Origin of the sequence: Streptomyces sp. NPDC052012 (assembly GCF_040689265.1) — a bacterium.
Lineage (GTDB): Bacteria > Actinomycetota > Actinomycetes > Streptomycetales > Streptomycetaceae > Streptomyces.
Map to the genome: position 1 here is coordinate 53,660 of NZ_JBFAXA010000010.1, position 22,683 is coordinate 76,342.

Below are 22,683 nucleotides of genomic sequence, written 5' to 3' on the forward strand. Positions count from 1 at the left end.
GTGCGGTACGCCGTACGTGAGCCCTGTCCCCCACTCATCGCGGGGGACAGGGCCCCTGGGGACCCGTCCGTCAGCCGACGAGACCCACCGACACCAGGCCACCACCGGCGGCAACCGCGCAGGCCAGTCCCCGCTGCCACCCGGTGACCTCTGCAGCATGGCCCCGCGTCGCCATCACCATGACGGAGTTCGCGGCGAACGCCGGCAGAAGGATGCCGAACAACGCGAAGGTACCGACGGCCGACAGCGTCAGCTCAGCCCGCGACGCAACGGCACCGACCACCATCGCGACCGCGGCGAATGCGTACAAGAGCCCCGACACATAGGTGATGTCATCCCTCTTCAACGGCGCCGGCCCACGCCGCTTGGAGTGATTCCAGTAGCGCCGCTCAGTACCGACCCGCGCCAGCACCATGATCATCACCTCGACTACCAGGGCGACGACTGCGATGTGCTCGATGGTCATTACTCACCTCACTTGCTGCATGCCGAGGAAATGGCGGAGATGCCGATAAACGCCTTCACAGCCTCGCGTTCCTTGGAACCGACGTGCTTTCCGTTCACGAAACGCCAGATGATGTTCGCCGTTTTCTTTGCGCCGTACTTCTTGAACAGCGCCACAGCTCGGGCGACCTTGATGCTGGACCCAGCCGGCGCGAAGCTGATCAGCACAGCGGCGACGGCCGCGCTGCACTTCACAACGAACTTCGTCTTGTCCCACCAGCCCATGGCGGCGACCATTGGCTTCTTCCCACCATCCGAGCCGGCAGAGAGCTGGGTGAGGGCAGAGTCGCGGACCTCCTGGCCGGGAGCGCGGCGAGCCGGGTGCGAAGAGCCTGTGCATCCGGAGCGGGCCTGGTCAGGGCCACGTCCAGGGCCGCGGCAAACTGGTCTTCGGTCACGCCGAGCTCGGCAATTCCCTGTGCGAGCACCGCGCCCTGCTCCTGCTCCGCGACGGTGAATTCCGGATCGTCCACAACCATGGTGTTCTGGACGCCCGTTGTCGGCTTCACTTCCGCCTCTGCAGCATGGGCGCCGGTGGCTGCGGCGAAGAGGGCGCCCGCGGTCGCAGCCGCAGCCGCAGCCGCAGCCGCAACGATGACAGCGTTGGTGCGCCGGAAAGCGCCGCCGGCCGAGGTGCCCGTAGTGGTTCTGGTGGTCATGCCAGATTCCCCGTACTTCTGTTCAGTTTTATGAGGTGTTGCTCACCTCTGTGGTCGTACCGACCCTACGACCCAAATGATCACCGCGTGACGAATCTTGAGCAACATCAGAGCTTGGCGATCCAGAGGTCACCGATGCCCGGCCACCACCTCGCCACGACCAGCCTGCTCGTCACTCGAACAGGTACAGGCAGGCGTGGCCAGCCCCGACACTTGGCAGAAATCGTCCTATTCAGGCAGCGGCGACGGAGACAACTGCATAGAAATATCCCCCCTCCCTCACCCACATCGCCCTACGCGTCTCAAAATCCCCCACCCGTGGCACCCTCACCTTCCCCTTCCCCGCCTTCATCGCATTCGTCCGGACGCTCAAGCACAGCGGGAGATTGACCACGGGCCAGGGAAAAAGTGACCTCGCGTTGCCGTTGAGCGAGCTCAAGGACTACGGCGGCGGTTGCGGTCGCTCAAGACGCGGATGAATCACACGAAGAAACTCTTCGAGCGTTACCGGGACGACATCGGTGACCGCAGCGTCAATGACGCGCTCGCCGGGATGTCGGACGCCGTGGTCCGGGAGTTCGAGAAGCTCGAGCACGAGCTGGCCAGGCAGGTGAACGAGAAGATGCGGGTCGAGGACAAACGGGGCGGGAAGTAGTCCCGCCCCGCTTGTCCCGGCGTCCCTGTCAGGGTGACGTCAGCACAGGTCGTACAGGTCGTACAGCTCAGTACAGCGTCGCGCTCAGGTGGCCGTCCGCCGAGACGCCCTGCGGCGAGACAGCGGCGCCGACACCCGCGGTGAGACCGAGGTTGCCGGCCTCGACGTGGACGCCCAGGGCGCCCGGCTCGGCGTGGATGCCGAGGTTCAGGCTCGCGCCGGCGGTCTGACCGCCGGAGACGAGCTCCAGGTCGGCGTCGGAGATTTCGGCGGTTTCGACCTGGGGGACGAGGTTCATGTCGCGTTTTTCCCTTCGTGCAGGCACTGCGCGTGAGCGGAATTCGGAGCTCCGATCAAAGCACGTCGGATAAAGGGCGACCAGTCGCTCCGGCGCCGCGACAAAGGCCGGTCGGCCTTTCCGTTCACGGGTGTGGAATACCGGTCACGGAATCACCCGGATTCTTCACACGAAGTGCCCGTCCAGCGGGTTGTCAGCGTCCCGGACCCTGCCCCGCCGTCCCCCCGGAACGGCCGGCACGGCGTTCAAACAGCCTCCACGTGAACACTGTGCAGATCCGCTGGAGGTTCCACGACGGGCGGAACGGCAGCGGCTCAGCCGACCTCGTTCTCCGCCACCGCCTGGCCGTGGACCACCACGTTCCCGCCGTAGAACATGCCCGTGAACACCGGCGCATACGTCAACTGCACGTCCACCTCGACCTGTTGCGCGTCGGCCGCCACACAGTGGGTCGCCGCGACGTCCGGGCCGGACATGCCCATCTCGCGGGCGAAGGCCTTCACCCGGGCGTCGCAGTTCTCGTAGTTGATCGGCGCCGGGCCGCCCACGTCGTCGTAGAGGGCCTCGCGGTCGATGTCCTGGGCGGCGTAACGGGCCGCCTGCTCCGCGATGTCGGCCGCCCGCTCCCGCTTGGAGATGGACATGCCGCCGTCGATGACGAAGGCCGACAGGGAGAGGAAGACCAGCGCGAAGATGATGACCGCGCCGGCACCCGAACCCCGGTCGTCCAGCCGGGACGTGCGGGCCGACAGCCACGTACGCAGCGGGTCTCTCACGCCGTCCTCCGGTACGGGTCCAGCGGGGAGCTGAAGCTCGACGTCAGCGTCGTCGGGATGTCCAGGCCGAGCATCCCCAGGCCGCGCACCTCGCAGCTCACCTCGACCGTGAAGATGGTGTCGGGCTCGAAGCCCGGGCTGGTCTGGACGACCGTCACCGGGCCCGCGCAGACGTCGGCGAGGTTGGCCTCCGCCGCCTTGCGTGCCTCGGCCATCGCCGTCGCGTGGTCCTTCTGGATGGAGCCCGCACGGGCCGCGTCCCGCGCCGCACCGTCCAACGCGCCGCGTCCGTCGACCAGCTGGCCGAAGGCCACCAGCACCAGGATGAACAGGATCATCACCGGGGCGAGGATCACCACCTCGACGGTGGACAGGCCCCGGTCGTCGTCCCCCCGGACCGCGCGTCTGCCGAAGAGAGGGAACTCCATTCAGTTCTCCTCCTGCACGAAACGCTCCACCGGGCCGACCGACTGTGCGTGCACCGTCAGGTCGAGGCCCGGGAACACCGTCGGGATCCGCGCCGTGATCTCCACGCCCACCGTGTTCTGCTCCGGCTGCACCATCCTCACGTCCGGTGCCAGCACCAACTGCGGGCCCAGTTGCTGGATGTAGCTGTCCACGACGTCCCGCGCCTCGCCACGCCAGCCGCCCGGCTCGGCGTCCGCCGTCGCCCGTGCCTTGCGGGCACCCGCCTGCGCCGCCGCCTGGGCCACGTGATCGGCGAAGAAGTACAGCGCGAACTGCACCGTCGCGAAGATCATGAAGAACAGCACGGGCGTGAGCAGCACGAACTCGATCGCGGACATGCCGGAGTCACCGCGGGCGGAGGCGGCCTCGGCCCGTCGGCGTACCCAGCGGCGTACCCGAAGGGCGCGCGTGGACATCGATGCGGTGCGTACGGTCAGCGCGGTCAGCAGGTCTTGCCCGCGTCCGCGCCCTTGATGCAGTCGCCGACCTTGTTGGCGCCCTCGCTCAGCGCGGCGTTGATGATGGCGGCCACGACGCCGACGATCGCCACGACGACCGCCGAGATGATGACCCACTCCACCGCGGAGGCACCGCGGTCCAGTTCGCCGGAGCGGGCGCGCTCGACGCGGGCCCGCATGAAGGTGACCAGGAAGTCCACGGCGGGGATGCCGGTGTGGAAGGTACGTCCGTTCGTTCGGCCGTTCATGACGCGTTGTCCTCTCGAATTCGGTTCACGGAAAAGACGTAGGGCTCAAGGACCACGGTTCTCACACCTGGAACACCCGCATCGCCGCCGGGAAGATCAGGAACACGAGGAACCCCGCACACAGCAGCAGCTGGGCCACGAGCATCGACTGGGACTTCTCACCCGCGCTGCCCTCGATCTCGGCGAGTTCCCGGTGCCGCATGGTCTCCGCGCGGGAGGCGAGGGACTCGCGGACCTTGGCGCCGTCGTCCGCGACGAGCGCGAGGGAGGCGGACAGGTCCTTGAGCTCCTCCACGCCCAGCTCCTCGCCCAGCTGGCCCAGCGCCTGCCACTGGCTGATACCGGTGATCCGGGCGTCGGCGAGGGCGTTGCGGATACGGTGGCTCGCCCAGCCGTCGGACACCTCGGCCGCCGCCATCAGCGCCTCGGGCAGACCGCGTCCACCGGCCAGGCTCATCGACACCAGGTCCAGGTAGGCGCCGATGACCCGGCGCAGGTCGCGCCGCTTCTCGGCGGCGTCCCGGCGCACCTCCAGGTCGGGCAGGAAGAAGAAGACCGTCGCGCACAGCAGCGCCAGCCACACCGGGATGATCGGGCTCTTGCTGAAGCCGATCGTCCAGACGACCGCGAACAGGAACGGGCCGAAGAACAGACCGGCCGCCGCCAGCAGCACCTTCGTCGCCAGGAACTTCTCCCAGCTGCGGTCCAGCACCGCAAGGTCCGCCCGCAGCGAGCGCTGCTCCCAGCCCTGCTGCAGATAGAACTCGGCGACCCGCGCGCCCACTTCGGCACGCAGCGAGCCGAAACGGCCGCTGTCCTGCCGCGCCGAGCGCGACGACTCGTACGCCGCGCCCCGCGCCCGCATCGCGTCGATCCGGGCGACCTGGGCGATGGCGCTGCGCCTGGTCGGCATCAGCGCGCGGACCAGGACGTAGACGCCGAGGCCCAGGATCGCGCCGACGACGATCGGCATCGTCAGTTCCTTCACCGCCGTACCCCCTCGTCGTGGTGGAGCGGCGACTGCTGCTGCGGTGAGCCGGCAGCGGCCGGAGTGCGGGGCCGGACGAACTGGACCGACGACTCGTCCCGCACCAGGAAGCGCTCGGGCGTCTCGATGGTGGACAGCTTGCGCAGCCACCAGAAGCCGAGTGCGAACAGGCCGCAGACACAGGCGAGGACGAGCTGCCCGACCGCCGTGCCGTAGGGCTCGACGAAGTCGCGGTTGAAGATGGACAGGCCGAGGACGAACGCGATCGACACGGCGACGACGATCTGCACGGAGCGCCGGGTGGACGCACGCTGTGCCATCACGCGCTGGCGCATGTCCACTTCCTCACGCGCCGACTTGGCGAGCGCGCCGAGGACCTGCCGCAGACCGGGCCCGCGCAGCCGGGCGTTGAGGATGAGCGCGGCCACGATGATGTCGGCGGAGGCGTCGTCGATCTCGTCGGCGAGCTGCTGGAGCGCCTCGGGCAGCGGGGTGCGGGCGCGCAGCCGGTCGACGAGGGCGTCGAGGTGCGGGCGCAGCACGGGCGCGGCGGCGCGGGCGGACGCCGGGATGGCCTGTTCCAGGCCCACGGCACCGGCGATGGTGTCGCGCAGCGACTCCGTCCAGGAGGCCAGCGCCTCCACCCGCCGCATCGCGGCCCGTTCCTCGGCGGCGCCGCCGAAGAGGCGGTCCCAGAAGAAGACGAGGACGGCGGCGGCGATGCCGGCGACCGCCCAGCGGGTGAGCAGCAGCACGACCAGTCCGACGATCGCGGCGAGCGATCCGCGCCGGCCCGCGAACCGGATCAGTTCGTTCGCCCGTTCGCTCGCCTTCTGCTTCTCGTGCTCCGGCCTGGCCGGGAGTCCGCGTACGGCGACGGCGAACAGGGCGAGTCCGCCGCCGACGGCGACACCGCACGCCAGCGCGTACAGCACGGTGGTGGAGAACAGGCCGCCCATGGAACCGAGGGAGCCGAGCGCAGCGAGAGTCATGGTCCCGGTCACCCCCACGTTCCGCTGGGCCGGTAGCCGTGTGCCATCAGTTCCTCCAGGCAGGCTAGGGGGGCGTGCGGCACGACCCGGCCGTCGGGAGTCTCCGCGAACACCTCGCTGGACAGCACGCGTCCGTCGACGCCGTTGACCTCGCGGACGGAGGTGACCATGCGCTGGAGCCGGCCGCCGTTCTGGAAGTCGTTGCGCCGCTGGATGAAGACGACGAAGTTCACCGCGCCCGCGATCAGCATCTGGCTGGCCTCGATCGGCAGCCGTTCGCTCGCCTGCAGGGCGTAGGTGGAGATGCGGTTGAACACCTCGCTGGAGCTGTTGGCGTGGATCGTGGACAGCGAGCCGTCGTTGCCCTGGGACATCGCGTTCAGCATCGTCACGATCTCGTCACCGAGCACCTCGCCGACGATGACGCGGGAGGGGTTCATACGGAGGCTGCGGCGGACGAGTTCCGCCATCGAAATGGCGCCCTGCCCCTCGGAGTTGGGCAGCCGCTCCTCGAACGCGACGACGTTCGGGTGCAGTTCGGGGAACTGGTCGAGCCCAAGCTCCAGGGCACGTTCGACGGTGATGAGCCGCTCGTGCGGCGGGATCTCGTTGGCGAGGGCGCGCAGCAGCGTCGTCTTACCGGCGTTGGTGGCGCCCGCGATCATGATGTTCTTGCGGGCGCGGACCGCGCAGGCCAGGAAGTGGCCGAGCTCGGGGGTCAGGGTGCCGTTGCCGACGAGGTCGGAGATGAAGACCTTGCCCATGCGCGCCCGGCGGATGGACAGCGCGGGCCGGCGCGCCACGTCCATCACGGCGGACAGTCGCGAGCCGTCCGGGAGCCGAAGGTCGAGCTGGGGGTTGGCGGAGTCGAAGGGACGGGACGACAGACCCGAGTACGCGCCCAGCACCTGGATGAGCTCGATGAGCTCCTCGTCGGTCTCGGCGACGGGCTCACCGCGCACCTCGCGGCCGTCGGAGTAGCCGACGAATACCTGGTCGCAGCCGTTGATGTCGATGTTCTCGACCTCGGGGTCGTCGAGCAGCGGCTGGAGCCGGCCGACGCCGAAGAGGGCGGCGTGCACGGCGGCCGCGTACTGCTCCTCGGTCTCCGCGTCCAGCGGCGTACGGCCCGCGTTGATCTCGGCGCGGGCGTACTCCTCCAGTATCTGGGCTATGACGGCACGGGCGTACTGCCGCTCGTCCTCGGTGGACATCGGCGTGACGCCGTTGACCTGGTCGAGGCGGCGCTGTTCGGCGATCCGGTCGCCGGCGTCCTGACGGAACCGCTTGACCAGCTGGTGGTCGACAGCGGTCATCGGCCGGCTCCGGCGTGGCCGGTGACGGGGCCGCCGCCGTGCGGGTGGGCGGCCTGGGGGTTCTGGGCCTGGTACTGCTGGGCGTGCCGGCCTTGCTGAGGCTGGGCGGGCTGAGCCTGGGCCTGCTGGTGGTGCTGGGCGTTGGCGGAGGCGGTCCAGGCGGCGCCGTACTGCTGGTACAGGTCGGCAGTCACCTTGCGGGCGGAGCGGATCAGCAGCGACTTGTCGAGCCGCCCGCGCCTGCGGCCCGCCAGCTGCTCGGCGCCGGCCGGGTCGTCGGCGAGGGTGCCGACCACACGGGCGCCGGTCTGGGCGTGCACGAGCATGTCGTTGACCTGGGAGGCCAGCTTGGCGGCGTTGCCGGTGTCGGCGATGAGGACGACGCCGATCGCCGGGTTGCCGAGGTTGGCGGCACCGCGCGGTCCGCCGTGCAGCTTGGTGGCGAGGGCGGCGGCGCGGTCCCGGACGCGGGCGAGCGCCTCGGGCTCGGTGCGCGAGATGAGCAGCACGAGGGCGGCGTGCGGGAAGAGCTCGACGGCCGGGGTGTCCCCGCTGATGCGTCCGCAGTCGGCGATGACGTCGGCGGGCGCGTGCGGGGAGTCGGCGAGCGAGGCGAAGGCACGGCCGAGGGTGGGCCACAGCCCGGCGAGCCCGGCGGCCTGCTCGGAGATGCCGAGGCCGACGAGCACTTCGAGTCCGCCGCTCAACGGCTGGACGTGGTCCCAGAGTTGATCGGGCACGAGGCCGCGGCGCGCGGTGGCCGCGATGGACAGCATGCCGGTGTTGGGGTTGAGCGGCCCGCCGTGCGCGGCGGCACTGCGGTAGACGAGGTCACCGCCCGCCGGGTCCGTCTCGGCGAGCAGCACGCGCCGCGGCCAGACCGCCGCGAGGGCGACGGCCGCGGTGGTGACGCCGGGGGAACCCTTGTCGGCGGCGAGGGCGATGAGGGCCATGGGTGGGGTGCCGCCTTCTTCAGTTGCCGGGGACGTGCACGATGGCGACCTCACCCGCGGCTGCCGCCGAGGCGAGCGCGGCCGCGTCGGTCTGGTCGACGAGGAGGGTGAGCGTCTTGCTGCCGGTGCTCACGGTGGCGTCACCGTCCTCCTTGACGGTGTTCACCCGGGCCTTGTCGACCAGGGCGCCGCCGGAGGACGAGCCGGTCGCGCCGGAGCCGGCGGCGTCCGAGTCGTCGGAGCCCGCGCTCGTACCGCCGACGCGGTAGGCCGCCACGAGGTCACCGGGCTTGATGTCCCCCGGGTACTGGCCCTCCTTGAGCGCGAGACCGACCGAGGCCTTGCCGGCGGGCAGGCTGCTCTTCTCGGCGAACATCTGGCCCTGCAGGACCGTGTCGGCGTAGATGGTCGTCTTGGCCTTGAGGGACTTGAGGGCGTCCAGCTGGGACCACTGGATGTAGTTGATGCTCGCGTCCTCGGCCACCATCACCGACGTCACGTCGCTGTCGGTGACGGACTCGCCGGCCTGGATCTCGTTCTTGACCTTCACGACCTCGATCCGGTCGCCGGCCTGCAGCACCAGCATCGTCGCGCCGAGCGCGCCCACCAGGATCAGCAGCACGGCCAGTGCGGCCAGCGCGGGTTTGCGCTCGCGAGGCGGCGTGGGAAGCCGGTCACCGACCGACGGCTGAGCCGGAGCGGCGGAACGACCGGCGCCCGCCCCCGTACGCTCTTGGATCTTCACGCAACCGCTCCCCGTACACCCAAGACGATGTCTGCCAAGTTCTCAGAAAATTCGGACACTTCGCCCGCGTCCACTCGCGCGCAGACATGCGGGACGCGCCGGACGTACCCTCCCGACCTGGGCGGATAGCCAACGCTGAGGTGAGTGTCAAGCCCTCGCACCGTATCAGCCGCTCATACGCCCCTCAAGGCGCGTCCGACGTCATGAACACCACACGGCACGCTGTTACCCACCTGCAACTTCGGCCCCTCGAAACGGCGTTGACGACTGAGCAGACCCCCACGTCAGGCCCTGTGCGCGAGCGAACCGCCAACGCACTCCGCCCCTCACCCCGCCCACCCGATTCGTCACGCCTCGCCCATGAGCCCTGCACGATTCACTCACGAGGGGTCGGACTGCCCATGCCATGATCTTCGCCCGGACCGGTGACGGGACGCCGCAGCAGGCCCGTAAGCAAGCCCCCCCGAGGAGCCCCCCACATGAAGCGCACCGCGCTGACCGCCTCCGCCCTGTCCCTCCTCGCCGTCTCCACGCTCACGGCGTGCGGCGGCGACAAGGAGGCGGACAACTCGACCGGCGAGCCGAGGCCGGCCACGTCTCAGGCCCAGCAGGTCACTCCGGAGCAGCAGTTGGCCAAGCTGATGGTGCGGCAGGCCGACGTCGACGGGTTCTCGGTGGACGAGCCCAGCGACGAGTTCGTGTTCGCCAAGTCGCCGGAAGAGGTCAAGGTCGACGAACCGGCCTGCGCTCCCCTGGCGTACGCCATGAACCAGCTCCCCCTGGGGGATCCCACGGCGGACCTCACTCGGGTGCTGTCGAAGGGCCTCAACGACGCGCACACATACATCACCCTGACCGCCTACGAGGCCGGGGCCGCTCAGCCCACTCTGGCCGAGGTGAGGAAGGCCGTGGCTGCCTGCGGCGACGGCTTCACGGCGAAGGCGAGCGGCGGCACGAGCGCGTACGACTCCGTCACCGAGGAGGAGGTCGGCCCGGCCGGTGACGAGACCCTCGGCTTCAAGGCGACGATGACCTTCCGCGGTGCCTCGCACACCCTGCACACCCAGGTGGTCCGCAAGGCGGACGTCCTCGGCGTCTACTTCTCCGTCAACGGCGTGGACATCGCGCAGGCCAAGCCGAGCGACGCCGAGCTGCCGGCGGCGGTGGTGAAGGCGCAGAACGCGAAGCTGGGGTGACGACCGTGACGTCCGCAGTGTCCAGCGGCATCGGCGCCAGGACCGTCCGCCTGCTTCTGCGCTTGTCCGCCTTCATCGCCGTCATGGCCGTACTGACCACCGCCGCACCGCGGGCACAGGCAGCGCCGCAGCCACGCCCGCAGGCGCAGACCCAGGCCGCGTACCTCGCCGACCGCCTCCGCGCCCACCCGGTCCACGTCACCGACCAGCTCCCCCGCGAGGTCCCGCGGTCCCTCGCCGACGACTTCGCCCGCCTGGCCGAGCGCACCGGTGTCCCGACGTACGTCCTGGTCCTGCCGAGCCAGACCGTGCACCGGGACGGCCTGCTGGACGAGGTGCACGAGCGGCTGGGCCGCGACGGGCTGTACGTGCTGATCGACGAGTCGGAGGTCGCGGAGGCCCGGGCCCACGGCGTGCACGTCCCGGCGGAGGCCGCCGCGACGGTCGCGCGCTACGAACTCCCGGTCGACGCAGGACCGTTGCGCGCCTTCGAGCGCTTCGTCGAGGTCGCCACCATGGACCCCGAGGACGCCGGGAGACTGGCCACGGCGGCGAGTGAGTCGTACGGGGAGGACGGCGGCCCCGAGGAGCTGTACATCGGCCCCGCGGACCGCCGCAACCAGTCGTTCCTCACGGGCATAGCCGTCACCGGCGTACCGCTGTCGATCCTGCTGCTGGCGCCGTACATACGCCGCCGCCGACGCGGCCCGCCACGGGCGCGCGACAAGAAGAAGTCCACCGCCGGCACCCCTCTGCGGCGTCGTCTGGTGGTGCCCGCCGTCGCCCTGTTCGCGGGCGCGGCGATCGCCGGCGCCGCTCCCCTGGTCTTCGACCAGACCCGCAGCAGCGCTGCTCCCACGCCGTCCCCGCAGGACATGTCCGCCCGCGTCGAACGCGTCGCGGCGGGCTTGGCCGAGGACCCGGTCTACCAGGACCCGGAGAGCCCGCAGAGGCTCAGCGCGTCCCAAGTCGCCCGCCTGCACGACCGTATCGACCGATTCGCCCGGTCGGAGGGCGGCGGCCCGGTCCACGTCACTCTGGTTCCGCACATGCCGGAGGACGAGTCCGCCGGTGACGGGGAACGGTTCGCCGCGGCCGTCCACGCCAAGCTGAAGAAGGACGGGGTGTATGTCGCCGCGGACCCGCTGAGCGGCTACATCGACGTCTTCAACCACGGCCTGCGCCTGGACAGTTACGAGCTCCTCCTCGACCTTCCCGAATCGATCGCGTACGGATCCGCGAAGGCGGACGAGGCCGAGGACCACCTCCTCGGCGAACGCCTCGACGCCTTGATGACGTTCCTCGACGAGATGCCCCGCACCGAGGAACCGCACGACAGCGGCACACCGGCGTCCGCGCCCGCCCCAGCCCAGGAGCACGCCCTCCCACCGCTCTTCGCCACCGACTTCTGGCCGGGCCTGGTGGTCGGCGCCCTGGTGGCGCTGCTGCTGCTCATCATGGTGTCCGGGGTGTGGACAGCCGTGGCCAGGGCAGGCCGACGCATCGGCTGGACACCGGGCCCGGGCTCGCCCGAGTCAGCGCCGAAGGCACCGTCAGCGGCATATCTGCGCCGCGCCGCACGGGCGGAACTGCGAGCGACGGCGGCGGCCTTCGAGCGGACGTCAGGGGCGGACGACGACTCCGGGGCGGCCCCGTCGTCGCACGCCGGATCCCGTACCGCCCGTGATCGCTACGAGGCGGCGAAGTCCCTGGCGGGCGACGACAGGTCCGCCGACCTGCCAGACCCCTCCCTGGACCCGGCCCGCCTGCTGGCGATCGTGGTCCTCGCCCGCGCGGCACGGGCGGCCCTCGAGGGCGACTCCGACGCACGCTGCTGCGCCGTGAACCCCCTGCACGGCGCGGCCGTCGCCCGTCATCACGTCCGTATGACCGCCGCGGGCTACAGCAGACGCCTGCTCCCGCTCTGCCAACCCTGCGGCATCGCGGCGACGCTCACGCCGGGCGACCTGCACAAGCGATTCCTGACCCTGCCCGGCACCGCGCAGCGTGTCCGCGTCCGCTACGACGAGGCTGCGAACGGCCTTCTGGCGTCGCTGTACAGCGGATTTGACGGGCTGGTGGCCATGGTCCGGCGCCGGGTAGCGCGTGTCGGCTGAGCACCCAGGAGTGATGTTCGCTGTGGCGAAACCAGGAACCACACCAGTACCGTCATTGCCCTTGACTGCACAACTGTCCCACGGGGAGCCACTGTGAAGCGCCGAACTTTGCCCGTTGCTGTCGCATGTGCCGCGACAACAGCCCTCCTGCTGACCGCCTGCGGAGGCGGAGAGGAGAAGGCCGGCGACAACGACAAGATCGCCGGCGCCGACCAGGGCGCGGAGACACCGAAGGAGTCGGCGAACCCGTCCGCGGCACCGGCGGAGGACAAGCCGGACGGCGTGGACGTGTCCCTGCCGAAGGACATGAACCTGGTCTTCGACTGGGACAAGCCGGAGGACAAGAACGAGGCTGCGGCGATGGACGACGCGGCGAACTTCCTCCGGGCCATCTACCGGGGCGTCGACAAAGGGACGACCAAGGACGCGGCGGTGACGGCGTACGCCACGGGCGAGGGGATGCATTACGCGAAGGTGCAGATCAACGAGTGGATCAAGGGTGGCTGGACCGCCACCGGCACCCTGCGCCATTACGACGCCACCACGAGGTCCGCGGCGAACGGCAATTCGGTGGAAGTCGCGTTCTGTGCGGACGCAGGCAAGTTCTACGGCAAGGAACTCAAGACCGACAAGATCCTCAAGACCGAGCCCAGCATTGAGGACTTCGACCACTTCAAGATCATCATGGTGAAGCACCCGGCAGGTGAGGGGCTGTGGCAGGCATCCAAGGTGTTCGTCGAGACCAAGGCGGCGAAGTGCCAGTGAGCCGATCACGGCGCATACGCCTCAGTGCCGCGGCACTGATGTTGGCCCTCGTCCCAGTCGCCCTCCCGGAGGCCGCCTATGCGGCGAAGCCCGTGGGCTCTGGCAAGGGAGCCAGTACAGAAGAGACCGGCGGAGGGGACGAAACCGGCATCTACGCCGCCGCCCGCATCCAGTACTCCGGATCCGTCGCCAAGAACGGCGGCACCGGCAACGTGACGTCCACCGACGTCAACTGGACGCCTCCACCCTGCTGGTACGCCCCGTATCTCGGCGCCAAGGACTTCAAGAAGAAGATGTCCCAGGACATCGAGAGCCAGTTGAACGCCCCCGGCATGGGCGGCCACGCGGGCGCGGCACTGACCGAACTGCAGCGCCACTACGAGGACGAGTACGGCTGGACCGACACCCCCGGCTACAAGGACTACAACGTCGAGAACGACGGCAAGGGGATGTTCTGGGCGGCCGTGGAGAACCCCGACGAGCCCGACCCGCTGAAGCGAAGCTCGTGCAACGACCTCCCCTTCTGGGTGCCCAACGGCGAGGCCCCGCCGCCCCAGTACGAGGAGGCCATCACGCCCGAGATCCTCGCGGCCCTCGCCTACCAGCACATGCAGCTGCCGGACACCAAGGTCACCCTCGCGCCGCAGGCCGCCACGAAGGTGAACCTGCCGACGTGGGCCTGGCTCGACAAGGCCGTCTTCGACGAGGTCCAGGCCACGGCGGCGATCGACGTCCCCGGCTTCAACCTCCAGTCGACGACCACGGCCAAGCCGGTCTCCCTCAAGCTGGAACCGGGCACCGAGGACGCCGAGACCTACCCGGCCTCCGGCGAGTGCGTCATCAACGCCGACGGCTCCATCGGCGAGCCCTACGCCAGGGGCAAGCCCGACCTGACCCCACCCTGCGGCATCAAGTACCTCCGCTCCTCCGGCGACGGCACCTTCAAACTCCAGGCCACCATCACGTGGGACATCACCTGGGAAGGCACAGGCGGCGCCGGCGGCGACCTGCCCGACGGAACATTCGGCAACGACCAGGCTGTGACCGTCCAGGAGATCCAGGCCGTCAACCGCTGACGGGAGTTGAGCTACCCAAGGAGGCAGCAGGAGCATGCGAGTCAGCGGCCAGACAAGGTCCCATCCCCGCCCCGAGCCGTCCGAGGAGCGAGTCAAGACGGTCAAGGCGCTACGGATCACCGCGGGCACGGCAGCCGGAGTCGTCTCACTGGCTCTCACCCTGGCCCTCGCCCTCACCCCCGAGTCCTTCGGTCTGCCCGCGTCACCGGCCCTCTACGAGAAGGTCCGCGCCGAGGGACGCGGCGCCGAAGGCGTGCTCGCCCTCTGGGCCGTGCTCGCTGTGCCCATCGGCGGCCTGCTGCAGACCCCCGTGGCGCTGCTGCGCGGGGCGCGGATCAGGGCGGGGTGGGTCCTGCTGGCCGGCTACTGGCTGTACGTCCTGCTCGTGACGGTCGCCATCTGGCAGGTACAGGACCTCTTCCCCTCGCACGGCGGCCCCGGCAAGAGCGGCGGACTGCTGGGCGCGTTGGCCGGACTGGCATTGGCGACTCCGGTGGGAGCGGCCTGCTCGGGCGCGGTGTTCCGGCCGGTGCCCGGCGAGCACGGCGACACCCTGAGCGCCCAGATCCGCGGCCACCTCGCAACGGTGGCTCTGCTCACCTGGTCCTTCAACGGAGCCTTCGTCGGCATGCTGATCGGCCTGAACTTCCACTTCCCCCGTACCGGTGCCGCCGCGATGTTCTTCCCGGGCGGCCTCCTGTGGGGCTTCCACGCAGGCGCCGCGCTGGGCATGCTGATCACCGCCCGCCTCCAGCGCACCCCTGACGCCCGCGCCGCGACCACGGCGTTCGCCGCGTCCCTGGCCCGCACGGCGACCGCCCTCCTGCTCTGCTGCCTGTGCGTGACCCAACTGGGCTGGATCCTGCCGACGTGGACGATGGCCCTGCTGGGCCTCGGTGCTCCGCTCGCCCTGTTCGCACTGGCAGGCCGAAGCGAGAGGCTGGGCCGGTGGGTGGAGTTCCGGACGCTGGAGCTGCCGAAGGACGGCTTCGGCTGAAGCGCTCGAACTTCACATGCGCACGCCCAAGTCCCGCGGCAGACCGAGTGCAGGCGCCTGAGCGCGGGGTGCGTGCCGAGACAGGGCGGGACACAACCCAGCCGACCAATCCCCATACGCCGGGATCATCCCATTCGCAGAGAACTTCGCCCTGGCGAAACCATGAACCACACCGATACCGTCAATGCCCTTGCCTGCACTTCTGTCTCACGGGGAGTCACTGTGATGCGCCGCTCTTTGCCCGTTGCTGCCGCGTTCGCCGGAACTGCGGCTGTGCTTCTGACGGTGGGCGGAGGCGTGCACGGGGCCCCCGAGGCCGACGACGAGAGCGCAGGAGTCGGTCAATCGCTCTGACACCCCGGCGACGACAGGCGCAGCCGCACAGCACATACGACTCTCAGCACTGGACCAGAAAGCCCCAAGGACAGCATGGCCGGCGACTCGGACCTCATCGTCAACGTCGATCTCCTGGTGGAGTCGGAATCCCGACTGAAAAGCATCCACAAGGAGTTGAAGGACCTCAACAACCGTAAGGACGACATGCACCCCTATTGGGGAAGCGGTGAGATAGCCGACGCCATGGGCAAATTCGTCGACAACTGGGACGACCACCGCGGCAAACTGATCGACAATGTCAAGGCAGTGGGAGAACTGGTGAAGTCCACCATCGACGGGTTCTCCGGCGCCGACAAGCAGTTGGCCGAGGAACTCCGCAAGGCGAGGAAGAAGTGACGCCGTCGTCCAAGCCTCGCCCCCGCGACTGGCACCCGCTCGCCGAGTCCGACCCGGTACCGGGCGATCCGGAGGAGATACGCGACGAGGTCAAGCACATGAAGTCCGTGGCCAGTTCGCTGCGCGAACAGGCCAGGCTGCTGCGCGGCATCGGCGAGGACAACGAGCTCAAGGGCAAGTACGCCACAAAGCTCAAGGAGGAGGGCGAAGGCCTCCAGAAGCGCCTGGATCAGGTGGCAAGCCGCTATGAACGAGTCCACGGCCACCTGACCAACTGGGCGAACGACCTTGAAGACTTCCAGTCCGAGGCCGACAAGGTGCTGGCCAATGCCAAGAAGGAGCAGGAGCACCTCGAAGCAGAGAAGGCCAAGAACGAGTCCGGCGAGGGGGAATCCAAAACGCCCGCCCCCTCCCCCAGCGGCACCGACGGCGACCCGTTGCACAAGTTCCGAGCTCAGCTCGAGCGCATCAAGGGCGACCGGGACGAACGGGCCCGCCACCACGCGGACAAGATCCGCGACGAGCTCGATGACGCCATCGAGGACAGCTGGTGGGACGACCTGAAGGGCTGGATCCACGACAACATCAAGACGATCAAGATCGTATTGGATGCCTTGGGATGGGCAGCCACGATCATCGGCGTCATCGCGTTGTTCGTCCCCGGCTTGAATGTTCTGGCTCTTGTGCTCGGTGGCATCATTCTGGGCTCCAGAGCGGTGCTGGCGGCGGCCGGCGAGGCCAGCTGGATGGAAGTGGCCATGGATTCCGTCGGGCTGCTGACGATGGGCGCGGGGCGGGCCGGTCTGACGATGCTCAAGGGCGCCAACACCGCCACCAAGGCAGGCGCTCTGGCCGGCCGACAGGCGGGCCTGAAGGCCGGGTTGCGCGCTCACAAGTCGATGATGAATTCACTGCAACGAGCCATCGCGAACACCGCGGACGAGGGGGCGAAGAAGTTCTACAAGGACCTCTTGACCTTCACCCGCAAGAAGATCTCGGCTGACGCGGGACGCGTCGCCAAGGAGGCCACCGAGTCGAGCGCCGCCGCCAAGTGGGCCCATCTCGGTGACGGCGAGCTGCACGGCATCTACTCTCAGTTCGCGAAGAACAAGGCCGCTTTCCCGGAGGCTGCCGTCGGCCAGACCGCGAAGGCTCGGGCCGGATACGGCATTTCTCTCGCCGCCATCTACGCTGGTGCCGGAGCCGACGCGACGGACAAGATCTTCGGGCAGAGTGACGCCTGGAGTGCCGCGTCAACGGCGACGGGCGGGACGATCCCCGACAAGTGGTCGAGCGAAGGCTACAACGACTGGAAAGAGAACACGTGGAAAGCTCCGATCGGATCCTCGTGGTGACAACCAGCAAAGGGAGTTGAAATCACGTGACAACACCCGGCAACGCCTCCGGTTCTCTGCTCGACCGGCTGGGGGGTGGGGTCGTGGCGCTGGCGCGCCTGTGCGTCATGGTCCCCTTTGTCTACCTCGTTGTGTACGTCGGCGGTGCTTTCCTCGTGCCCAAGTCGTTCGGCTCGGCATGGGTCTGGCTCCAGCGGGGCGTGGTCTCGGCCGCCCTCGTAACCCTGCTCGTCATTTTCATTCAGCACCCCCGCGCCAGTCGCCGACCAGCAGCCCTCACACACGCCATGGGCATCTCCTTCACGCTTGTCCTCCCTGCCATTGTGACCAGCTACTGGGTGGGCGTATTCGGCGCATTCATCACGCCGCTCCTCGTGGCCGGCTCCGCGATCTGGGAAAGGGCTCGATGTGTCCAGCACCGCTGAATCCATCTCTGGCGAGACCGCAAGGGACGCACCTACGGGCTACACGCTCGTCCCTCCGCCGGGCTGGGACATGATTCCGCTGCGCCAGGGCACGAGCGAGGCGATCAAGCGGATCGTGGACGGCTCCGTGCGGGAGTTGCCCGCCGACATTCCGCGCGATGACCTCACCAAGGCTCGTCTGGAACTGATCAAGCGCCTGAAGAAGGTGGCACGTCAGGCCCGTGCGGCCCGTGCGATGGATCTGCACCTGCCCGTGGAGCGCATCGACGGTGTGGCTCTTCCGGCCTCGTTCATCATCTCGGAGCCGCTGCCCGCCCCGGCCGTGGGGATGGACGCCGGAATGGTCCTGAGTTCGTTGCGGCCGGACGCCTCGCAGAGCGAGGAGGTGACGATCGACGGTGCCGCCGGGTTTCGTGTGGACGGCGTGGCACAGCCCGATACGGCTCGCGAGGTGGAGCACCCCTCGCGGCGGGTCGAATACCTTCTGCAGATTCCCGGCTCGGCCGTCCCGCAGTGGTTGACCATCTCCTTCAGCACGATTGCGGACGGGCGTCCGGACAGCGAGATGGCCGAGATCCTGGTCGAGTTGTTCGACGCCGTCATGACCACCTTCCGATGGAGCTACGCATGACTCTGGTGGAAACCGATTCGGAAACGCTTCAATGGTTTCCGACCCATATGCGCTGGAACAGCAAGGAAGAGCGTGAGGAGTGGGCAGAACTGTGCGCGCTCGCTCTTCTGAGCGCACATGAGCAAAGGCCCAAGCGACGACGGATCAAGGCCATACGCCAGCAGTTGGATTCCTTTGCGGAAGTCCTGTCCGGGCTTGCTCCGGCCGATCAGGCGTTCCTGTTCATTCCACTGCCCGACGAGGTCCCCGTGCCGGCCTTCATCCTCATGGCCGAGAGTGAGGGGGACCGAGAGGCGACTCTGCGGCAGATTGTCCAAGCGGACGCGGAGAGCGCAGTCCGTCCTGTCGAAGTCGAGCCGTTCGCCACGGAACGCCTGGGCGAGGGACTCCGGTCCACGCGCTACTGGTCCACTCCGGACGGGCAGCTCATGGTCACCGTCCGATACGGCTGGCGTGTCCAGGCGTCCGGCGTCGACCTCTGCTTCTACATGGTCTGGAACGACCCTGGAAAGATGGCCGTCTATTCCGACATCGTGGACGATTTCGCAAGGAGCCTCTGGGTGAGCGCCCCGGAGTGAGACCGTCGCGCAACCCCGGCGCCAGGTTTACGCATTTGCCTCTCGCTACACGGTCACGTCCAGTGCAAGGTGCCAGCCACCGTGTCGAAGAGGCGTACCATCTGGTCGGCCAATGGGGCCACCGGAGTTGAGAAGTTGAGCATCAGCCACCGCTGGGTTGCGGGGATCGGCACGTAGTAAGTGAGTGTCGTGGTCGGCAGCGTGTTGCCCAGCTGCTTCGCTGGATCAGGCGCAGAGCGGCGCCGGACGCGCACGGCGTCACCGGCTGCCTCCAGCCGTGTCACGCCTAGTTCCGCATCTCCCCTCACGTGCCCCTCGCTCATGTGCTCGGCCAGTTCCGTCGCGTCTGAGCAGGCAGGCCACTCGTCAAGGGCCGTGACGCTGACGAGCAGCGAGGAGGCCAAGGGAACAGGGCCTGCAGTCAGCAGGGAGATGTAGAACTCCGTACCGCCCAAGCCGTACGCGGCCTTCGCTCTGTCCTGCAGATCCCGCATCAGGTCTCGCTTGAGATGCGGGGCATTGTCCACACCTCTGAACTGAAGATCTACGAGGGCGACGATGCAACGATCTCGATCCTCCGGATCAAGCAGGATCTGAAACCAACCATCAGGGACGAGGAGGTTGTAGTCCGCAGGAGGCGAGGCGAAGTCCTCAGGAGTCTTCACAGGCACACCACTCAATCGTCCGGGTCCATGCGATGGCGCTCGACACCCACCGGCACTTGCCTCATGGTCGACACCAACTCGTCGGTCAGCCGAGTGAGTTCGTCGGAATGCTCGATGTTCCGCCAGGTGACACTGACAACGACGACGTAATGAACGTCCGGGGGGAAAACCGCGTACTTGATGGACTCGGTCAACTGGGACCCGAATCCTAGGATGCGCCTTCCTTTCAACATGGCTTGGACCCGGACAGCCGGCCCTGCAGCCAGGTCGAGATACCTGATGTCCGGTTCCCCAACCACCTTGGCATTCGACCAGTCCAGGAGGAGCGGCGTCATTTCGGACGGCGACGGCCGAGGAGCGTCTTCATCTGCGTATGAATCCACCCGCAGATCCGCGAGTCCGACCCCGCGCGGGGTGTAGTAGGCGGCCGCAATGTCCGGTTCATCCTTGTTGAGGAACAGTGCTCTGTCGACCAGATCGTTCAACAAGTCACGCTCACTGACGCTCCGCTCCAGCGGATTGAACCGGCGCACGACAGCACCGGCAAGCCCTAGCGCCTCGGCCTGAATCGGATGATCCAGCGTCAGGTCAACCCACCCGGACTGAAAGTCGAAGCGCGTCTCATAGTCGCCGATCGGCATATCTGCCGCATTTTCCGCCATCAGCGGGTCCTCTCATTCCAGAAGCGGATTAAGGTTACTGTCCAGCCCCATCCCAACGGACGTCACCCCCACACCAACCATGGAGAGACCCGTGGCGTTACGAGAGATCCGGTTGACGGACCCGAAGTCATCCATTGCGTGAGACACAAACTTGATGTCTTTCAGATCAGAGGCAACACCGGGATCCGCCAACGAGAGGGAGCGCCCCGCGCCGAGCGCTAGGTTTCCGTCACCTCGGACGACCAGTTTAGTCCAGGTTTCTCGGTAGTTGCCCTGGCCGGGAATCAGTGTTCTGAAGTTCTGACCTGTGGACTTGGAGAACGGTTCGGTGAAGGGCTCGATCATGGACTTACGCCACTCGCCAGGCTCCAGCTTGAACATGCCCAGCTTGTTTTTGAGGTTATCCCTGGATCCTCTCACGCTGGATCCCGCAGCCTTGTTCACTGCTTTCACCGCTCGCCGCCTCTGCGCAACTGTCTTGGCGGCGTTCGCCTTGTTCATGGACGCCATGGCTCGCTGCACATATCGTCCGGCGATCTTGGAAAAGGCCTTTCCGACCCCCATCATGGCAAGCCCCAGCACGGAGAACGCGAGGTCCTTCAGCCCCTTGTCGCCCCGGATGACCTGGATGACCGTGGCGACCGTGCTCACCAGCGTCAGGATCGTGGACAATGCACCCAACACGCCCGCCAGAGCCTGGCCGATGATCGGAATCCAGCCAATGGCAAGCGCTGCGACTCCCAGATATGTAGCCCAATGCTCCGCCCACGTGCCAATTTTATCGACCCAGTCGTCGAACTTGTCCCAGAAATCGTCTTTCAGCGAGTCATCTTTGATGACGGCGTCGATGGCCTCGATGGCTGCCTTGGCCGCTTGGTCCCGGACGTCCTGTGCCTGAGCGATCTTCTCCCGCGCGCGTGCGATCTCGCCCTCTGCAGCCTCCTGCTGTTCCTCCAGCTTCTTCTTGTCGCCCTGGTCCTTTTCCGCGAGCCCGTCCAAGCTCCGCTGAGCAGCGCCTTTACGGTCTTCGGCGTCCTTCGCGTCTCGCAGGGCGGCATCGGCTATCTCCTGCGCCCTGTTCAGATCGTTCGCGTAGTTCGTGGGCTTGACCTGAGACCCGTCCCGATACCCGCCGCCGGTCTCTGTCACGCTCGTGCCGATGGCGTTGGCCGCCGTGTCATACCGTTTGAGTGCGGCTTCGAGCTTCTTTACGTTGCCCTTCGCCTTCTCTCGGAACTCTTTGCCCGCCTTGCTGTCCCAGGAATCGACTCGGGTAATGGCTTTGAGGTTTCCGATCTGGCGTTCCAGCTCTTCAGCCGTCTTGCGTAGCTGCCGACCCAGCGCAGCCACCTGGTCCGGGTCTCCGGGTACGGGATCGCTGTCTGCGAGCGGGTGCCAGTCGCGGGGCCGTCCGGGCATGGCCTACTTCCCCCTCTGGGAATTCTCGGAGTCCCGTGCATTTCTAATGGCCTCGGCCAACTGGTGGTCGATGTCTTCGTATGCCTTGGCTGCTTCTTTGGCGATCTTGGCCAACGCCTCGACTTCCCCGGTCAGCTTTTCCCGAGTGATCTCCCAGTTTCCTGCGAAGTCCTCGAACTTATCGGCAAGGCCCCTGTGCCCGAACTCATCCCCGTATTTCCCGCTGAGCTTCCCCAGGCCCTCGAACGCCTTCTTGACTTTGGTGAGCCCAGTACCCATCTCTTTGATCACATCGAGATCGGCCCGGGTGTGATCGCCCTCGCCGGCCATGACGCCCCCGCTTTGCGCGTTGTCGTTTGCTCAGCACCGGCGGTGGGGTGGGTCAGGGTCCATGGCCCACCCCACCGCCGTACGCCCTCATCGGACGCTGCTACTTCCCCCGAGCCTGCTTCGCCAGTTCGTCGTCGATCTGCTCGAACTTGTCCGCGGCCATGGTCAGGTAGTCGCCCATGCCGTCCAGGCCGTCCAGCGTCTTCTTCGCGCCGTTGGTGAACTCGTCGAAGTTCTCGTCGAAGGCCTTGGAGGAGCTCTTGGTCACATAGCCGGAGTTGACCAGGTTGTTGATGTACTTGCGGAGGCCGTCCAGCTTCTCCTGGAGCTTCTCCTTCTCCTTGACGACATGCTTGGCCGCCTCCCGCATGTCCTGATATGTGATGTCAAGGTCCTTGGCCATGAAGCCGCTTCCTCTCGCAACGCCGCAGGGCCAACCCCCGTGGCTCCCGTTTGCGGAACGATCGGTCCATCCGCACCCACTCCGGGACGCATGAGGCGTCAGGGGCTGCCGGTGTGATCGTCCGCTCTTGCGGCAGCAGCTTACGGGGGTGACTTCTGGTGCCACATCCCCGTCTGTGAAGGCGCCGTTGGGAAGTGTCGGGAAGTTGTGTACGGCGTTGCCATCGGGAACGCCGGGGCGGCTCCCCGCTGCCTCGTCGCGTTCGCGAGCCG

28 protein-coding genes and 2 pseudogenes are annotated in these 22,683 nt (G+C 67.7%); 12 read left to right on the forward strand and 18 right to left on the reverse strand.

The window, feature by feature from the left end; genetic code table 11:
* Window positions 1–70: 70 nt before the first annotated feature.
* The 3 genes from AB0412_RS18500 to AB0412_RS18510 are packed head-to-tail and all read right to left on the reverse strand — an operon-like array spanning window position 71 to window position 1,163.
* Window positions 71–466: a hypothetical protein gene (locus tag AB0412_RS18500; RefSeq protein ID WP_366403624.1), complete on the reverse strand. Its 396-nt coding sequence runs from the start codon at window positions 464–466 to the stop codon at window positions 71–73.
* Between the two features lie 8 nt (window positions 467–474).
* Complete coding sequence (locus AB0412_RS18505) at window positions 475–729, reverse strand: hypothetical protein (protein ID WP_366403625.1); 255 nt, start codon at window positions 727–729, stop codon at window positions 475–477.
* On the reverse strand, window positions 696–1,163 hold the full coding sequence (locus AB0412_RS18510; RefSeq protein ID WP_366403626.1) for a hypothetical protein: 468 nt from the start codon (window positions 1,161–1,163) through the stop codon (window positions 696–698). Before AB0412_RS18510 ends, AB0412_RS18505 begins: the two co-directional genes overlap by 34 nt.
* A gap of 196 nt (window positions 1,164–1,359) precedes the next feature.
* Here AB0412_RS18510 and AB0412_RS18515 point away from each other — a divergent pair.
* Both AB0412_RS18515 and AB0412_RS18520 read left to right on the forward strand, forming a co-directional pair.
* Window positions 1,360–1,537 (forward strand): annotated as a pseudogene (locus tag AB0412_RS18515) (DUF397 domain-containing protein); the annotation flags it as partial.
* A 51-nt stretch (window positions 1,538–1,588) separates the two neighbouring features.
* A pseudogene (locus tag AB0412_RS18520) lies at window positions 1,589–1,818 on the forward strand (hypothetical protein).
* 67 nt (window positions 1,819–1,885) lie between these two features.
* On the opposite strand, the gene AB0412_RS18525 reads toward AB0412_RS18520, so the two are convergent.
* From AB0412_RS18525 to AB0412_RS18570, 10 genes are all read right to left on the reverse strand, one after another.
* On the reverse strand, window positions 1,886–2,116 hold the full coding sequence (locus AB0412_RS18525) for a hypothetical protein (protein WP_366403627.1): 231 nt from the start codon (window positions 2,114–2,116) through the stop codon (window positions 1,886–1,888).
* A 314-nt stretch (window positions 2,117–2,430) separates the two neighbouring features.
* Window positions 2,431–2,892 carry a pilus assembly protein TadG-related protein gene (locus tag AB0412_RS18530; protein WP_366403628.1) on the reverse strand — a complete coding sequence of 154 codons (462 nt, stop codon included), beginning with the start codon at window positions 2,890–2,892 and terminating at the stop codon, window positions 2,431–2,433.
* The gene (locus AB0412_RS18535) at window positions 2,889–3,320 is read right to left on the reverse strand and encodes a TadE/TadG family type IV pilus assembly protein (RefSeq protein ID WP_366403629.1); all 432 of its coding nucleotides are present in this window, start codon (window positions 3,318–3,320) and stop codon (window positions 2,889–2,891) included. Before AB0412_RS18535 ends, AB0412_RS18530 begins: the two co-directional genes overlap by 4 nt.
* A complete protein-coding gene (locus tag AB0412_RS18540; protein ID WP_366403630.1) occupies window positions 3,321–3,776 on the reverse strand; it encodes a TadE family protein in 456 nt (151 codons plus the stop codon).
* A gap of 26 nt (window positions 3,777–3,802) precedes the next feature.
* Window positions 3,803–4,066, reverse strand: coding sequence for a hypothetical protein (locus tag AB0412_RS18545; RefSeq protein ID WP_366403631.1), 264 nt, complete (start codon window positions 4,064–4,066; stop codon window positions 3,803–3,805).
* A gap of 61 nt (window positions 4,067–4,127) precedes the next feature.
* Window positions 4,128–5,039 (reverse strand): type II secretion system F family protein, encoded by a 912-nt coding sequence (locus tag AB0412_RS18550; RefSeq protein ID WP_366403632.1) that lies wholly within the window; start codon window positions 5,037–5,039, stop codon window positions 4,128–4,130.
* Between the two features lie 11 nt (window positions 5,040–5,050).
* Window positions 5,051–6,046: a type II secretion system F family protein gene (locus AB0412_RS18555; protein ID WP_366403633.1), complete on the reverse strand. Its 996-nt coding sequence runs from the start codon at window positions 6,044–6,046 to the stop codon at window positions 5,051–5,053.
* A gap of 8 nt (window positions 6,047–6,054) precedes the next feature.
* Entirely contained in the window at window positions 6,055–7,362 is a 1,308-nt protein-coding gene (locus AB0412_RS18560) for an ATPase, T2SS/T4P/T4SS family (RefSeq protein WP_260825585.1), read from the reverse strand.
* A complete protein-coding gene (locus AB0412_RS18565) occupies window positions 7,359–8,315 on the reverse strand; it encodes a hypothetical protein (protein ID WP_366403634.1) in 957 nt (318 codons plus the stop codon). The genes AB0412_RS18560 and AB0412_RS18565 overlap by 4 nt, the downstream gene beginning before the upstream one ends.
* Window positions 8,316–8,334: 19 nt before the next feature.
* Window positions 8,335–9,060, reverse strand: coding sequence for a hypothetical protein (locus tag AB0412_RS18570; RefSeq protein WP_366403635.1), 726 nt, complete (start codon window positions 9,058–9,060; stop codon window positions 8,335–8,337).
* Window positions 9,061–9,539: 479 nt separating this feature from the next.
* On the opposite strand from AB0412_RS18570, the gene AB0412_RS18575 reads away from it, so the two are divergent.
* The 10 genes from AB0412_RS18575 (at window position 9,540) to AB0412_RS18620 (ending at window position 18,932) form a co-directional block, all read left to right on the forward strand.
* Window positions 9,540–10,256 carry a hypothetical protein gene (locus AB0412_RS18575; protein WP_366403636.1) on the forward strand — a complete coding sequence of 239 codons (717 nt, stop codon included), beginning with the start codon at window positions 9,540–9,542 and terminating at the stop codon, window positions 10,254–10,256.
* Between the two features lie 5 nt (window positions 10,257–10,261).
* Window positions 10,262–12,373 (forward strand): hypothetical protein, encoded by a 2,112-nt coding sequence (locus AB0412_RS18580; protein WP_366403637.1) that lies wholly within the window; start codon window positions 10,262–10,264, stop codon window positions 12,371–12,373.
* 93 nt (window positions 12,374–12,466) lie between these two features.
* Entirely contained in the window at window positions 12,467–13,138 is a 672-nt protein-coding gene (locus tag AB0412_RS18585; protein WP_366403638.1) for a hypothetical protein, read from the forward strand.
* A gap of 38 nt (window positions 13,139–13,176) precedes the next feature.
* On the forward strand, window positions 13,177–14,214 hold the full coding sequence (locus AB0412_RS18590; protein WP_366403639.1) for a hypothetical protein: 1,038 nt from the start codon (window positions 13,177–13,179) through the stop codon (window positions 14,212–14,214).
* A 34-nt stretch (window positions 14,215–14,248) separates the two neighbouring features.
* On the forward strand, window positions 14,249–15,211 hold the full coding sequence (locus tag AB0412_RS18595; RefSeq protein ID WP_366403640.1) for a hypothetical protein: 963 nt from the start codon (window positions 14,249–14,251) through the stop codon (window positions 15,209–15,211).
* 429 nt (window positions 15,212–15,640) lie between these two features.
* Complete coding sequence (locus AB0412_RS18600; RefSeq protein ID WP_366403641.1) at window positions 15,641–15,943, forward strand: hypothetical protein; 303 nt, start codon at window positions 15,641–15,643, stop codon at window positions 15,941–15,943.
* Window positions 15,940–17,298, forward strand: coding sequence for a hypothetical protein (locus AB0412_RS18605; RefSeq protein ID WP_366403642.1), 1,359 nt, complete (start codon window positions 15,940–15,942; stop codon window positions 17,296–17,298). The genes AB0412_RS18600 and AB0412_RS18605 overlap by 4 nt, the downstream gene beginning before the upstream one ends.
* A 26-nt stretch (window positions 17,299–17,324) precedes the next feature.
* Entirely contained in the window at window positions 17,325–17,723 is a 399-nt protein-coding gene (locus AB0412_RS18610; protein ID WP_366403643.1) for a hypothetical protein, read from the forward strand.
* A complete protein-coding gene (locus tag AB0412_RS18615; protein WP_366403644.1) occupies window positions 17,707–18,354 on the forward strand; it encodes a hypothetical protein in 648 nt (215 codons plus the stop codon). The genes AB0412_RS18610 and AB0412_RS18615 overlap by 17 nt, the downstream gene beginning before the upstream one ends.
* Window positions 18,351–18,932, forward strand: coding sequence for a hypothetical protein (locus tag AB0412_RS18620; RefSeq protein WP_366403645.1), 582 nt, complete (start codon window positions 18,351–18,353; stop codon window positions 18,930–18,932). The genes AB0412_RS18615 and AB0412_RS18620 overlap by 4 nt, the downstream gene beginning before the upstream one ends.
* A 53-nt stretch (window positions 18,933–18,985) precedes the next feature.
* Here the strand turns inward: AB0412_RS18620 and AB0412_RS18625 are convergent, their stop codons facing one another.
* The 5 genes from AB0412_RS18625 to AB0412_RS18645 form a co-directional block, all read right to left on the reverse strand.
* Window positions 18,986–19,597: a hypothetical protein gene (locus tag AB0412_RS18625; protein ID WP_366403646.1), complete on the reverse strand. Its 612-nt coding sequence runs from the start codon at window positions 19,595–19,597 to the stop codon at window positions 18,986–18,988.
* 11 nt (window positions 19,598–19,608) lie between these two features.
* A complete protein-coding gene (locus tag AB0412_RS18630; protein ID WP_366403647.1) occupies window positions 19,609–20,259 on the reverse strand; it encodes a hypothetical protein in 651 nt (216 codons plus the stop codon).
* A 12-nt stretch (window positions 20,260–20,271) separates the two neighbouring features.
* Window positions 20,272–21,609 carry a hypothetical protein gene (locus tag AB0412_RS18635; RefSeq protein WP_366403648.1) on the reverse strand — a complete coding sequence of 446 codons (1,338 nt, stop codon included), beginning with the start codon at window positions 21,607–21,609 and terminating at the stop codon, window positions 20,272–20,274.
* Between the two features lie 72 nt (window positions 21,610–21,681).
* Window positions 21,682–22,008 (reverse strand): hypothetical protein, encoded by a 327-nt coding sequence (locus AB0412_RS18640; RefSeq protein WP_366403649.1) that lies wholly within the window; start codon window positions 22,006–22,008, stop codon window positions 21,682–21,684.
* 100 nt (window positions 22,009–22,108) lie between these two features.
* Entirely contained in the window at window positions 22,109–22,411 is a 303-nt protein-coding gene (locus AB0412_RS18645; protein ID WP_366403650.1) for a WXG100 family type VII secretion target, read from the reverse strand.
* Between the last annotated feature and the right edge of the window lie 272 nt (window positions 22,412–22,683).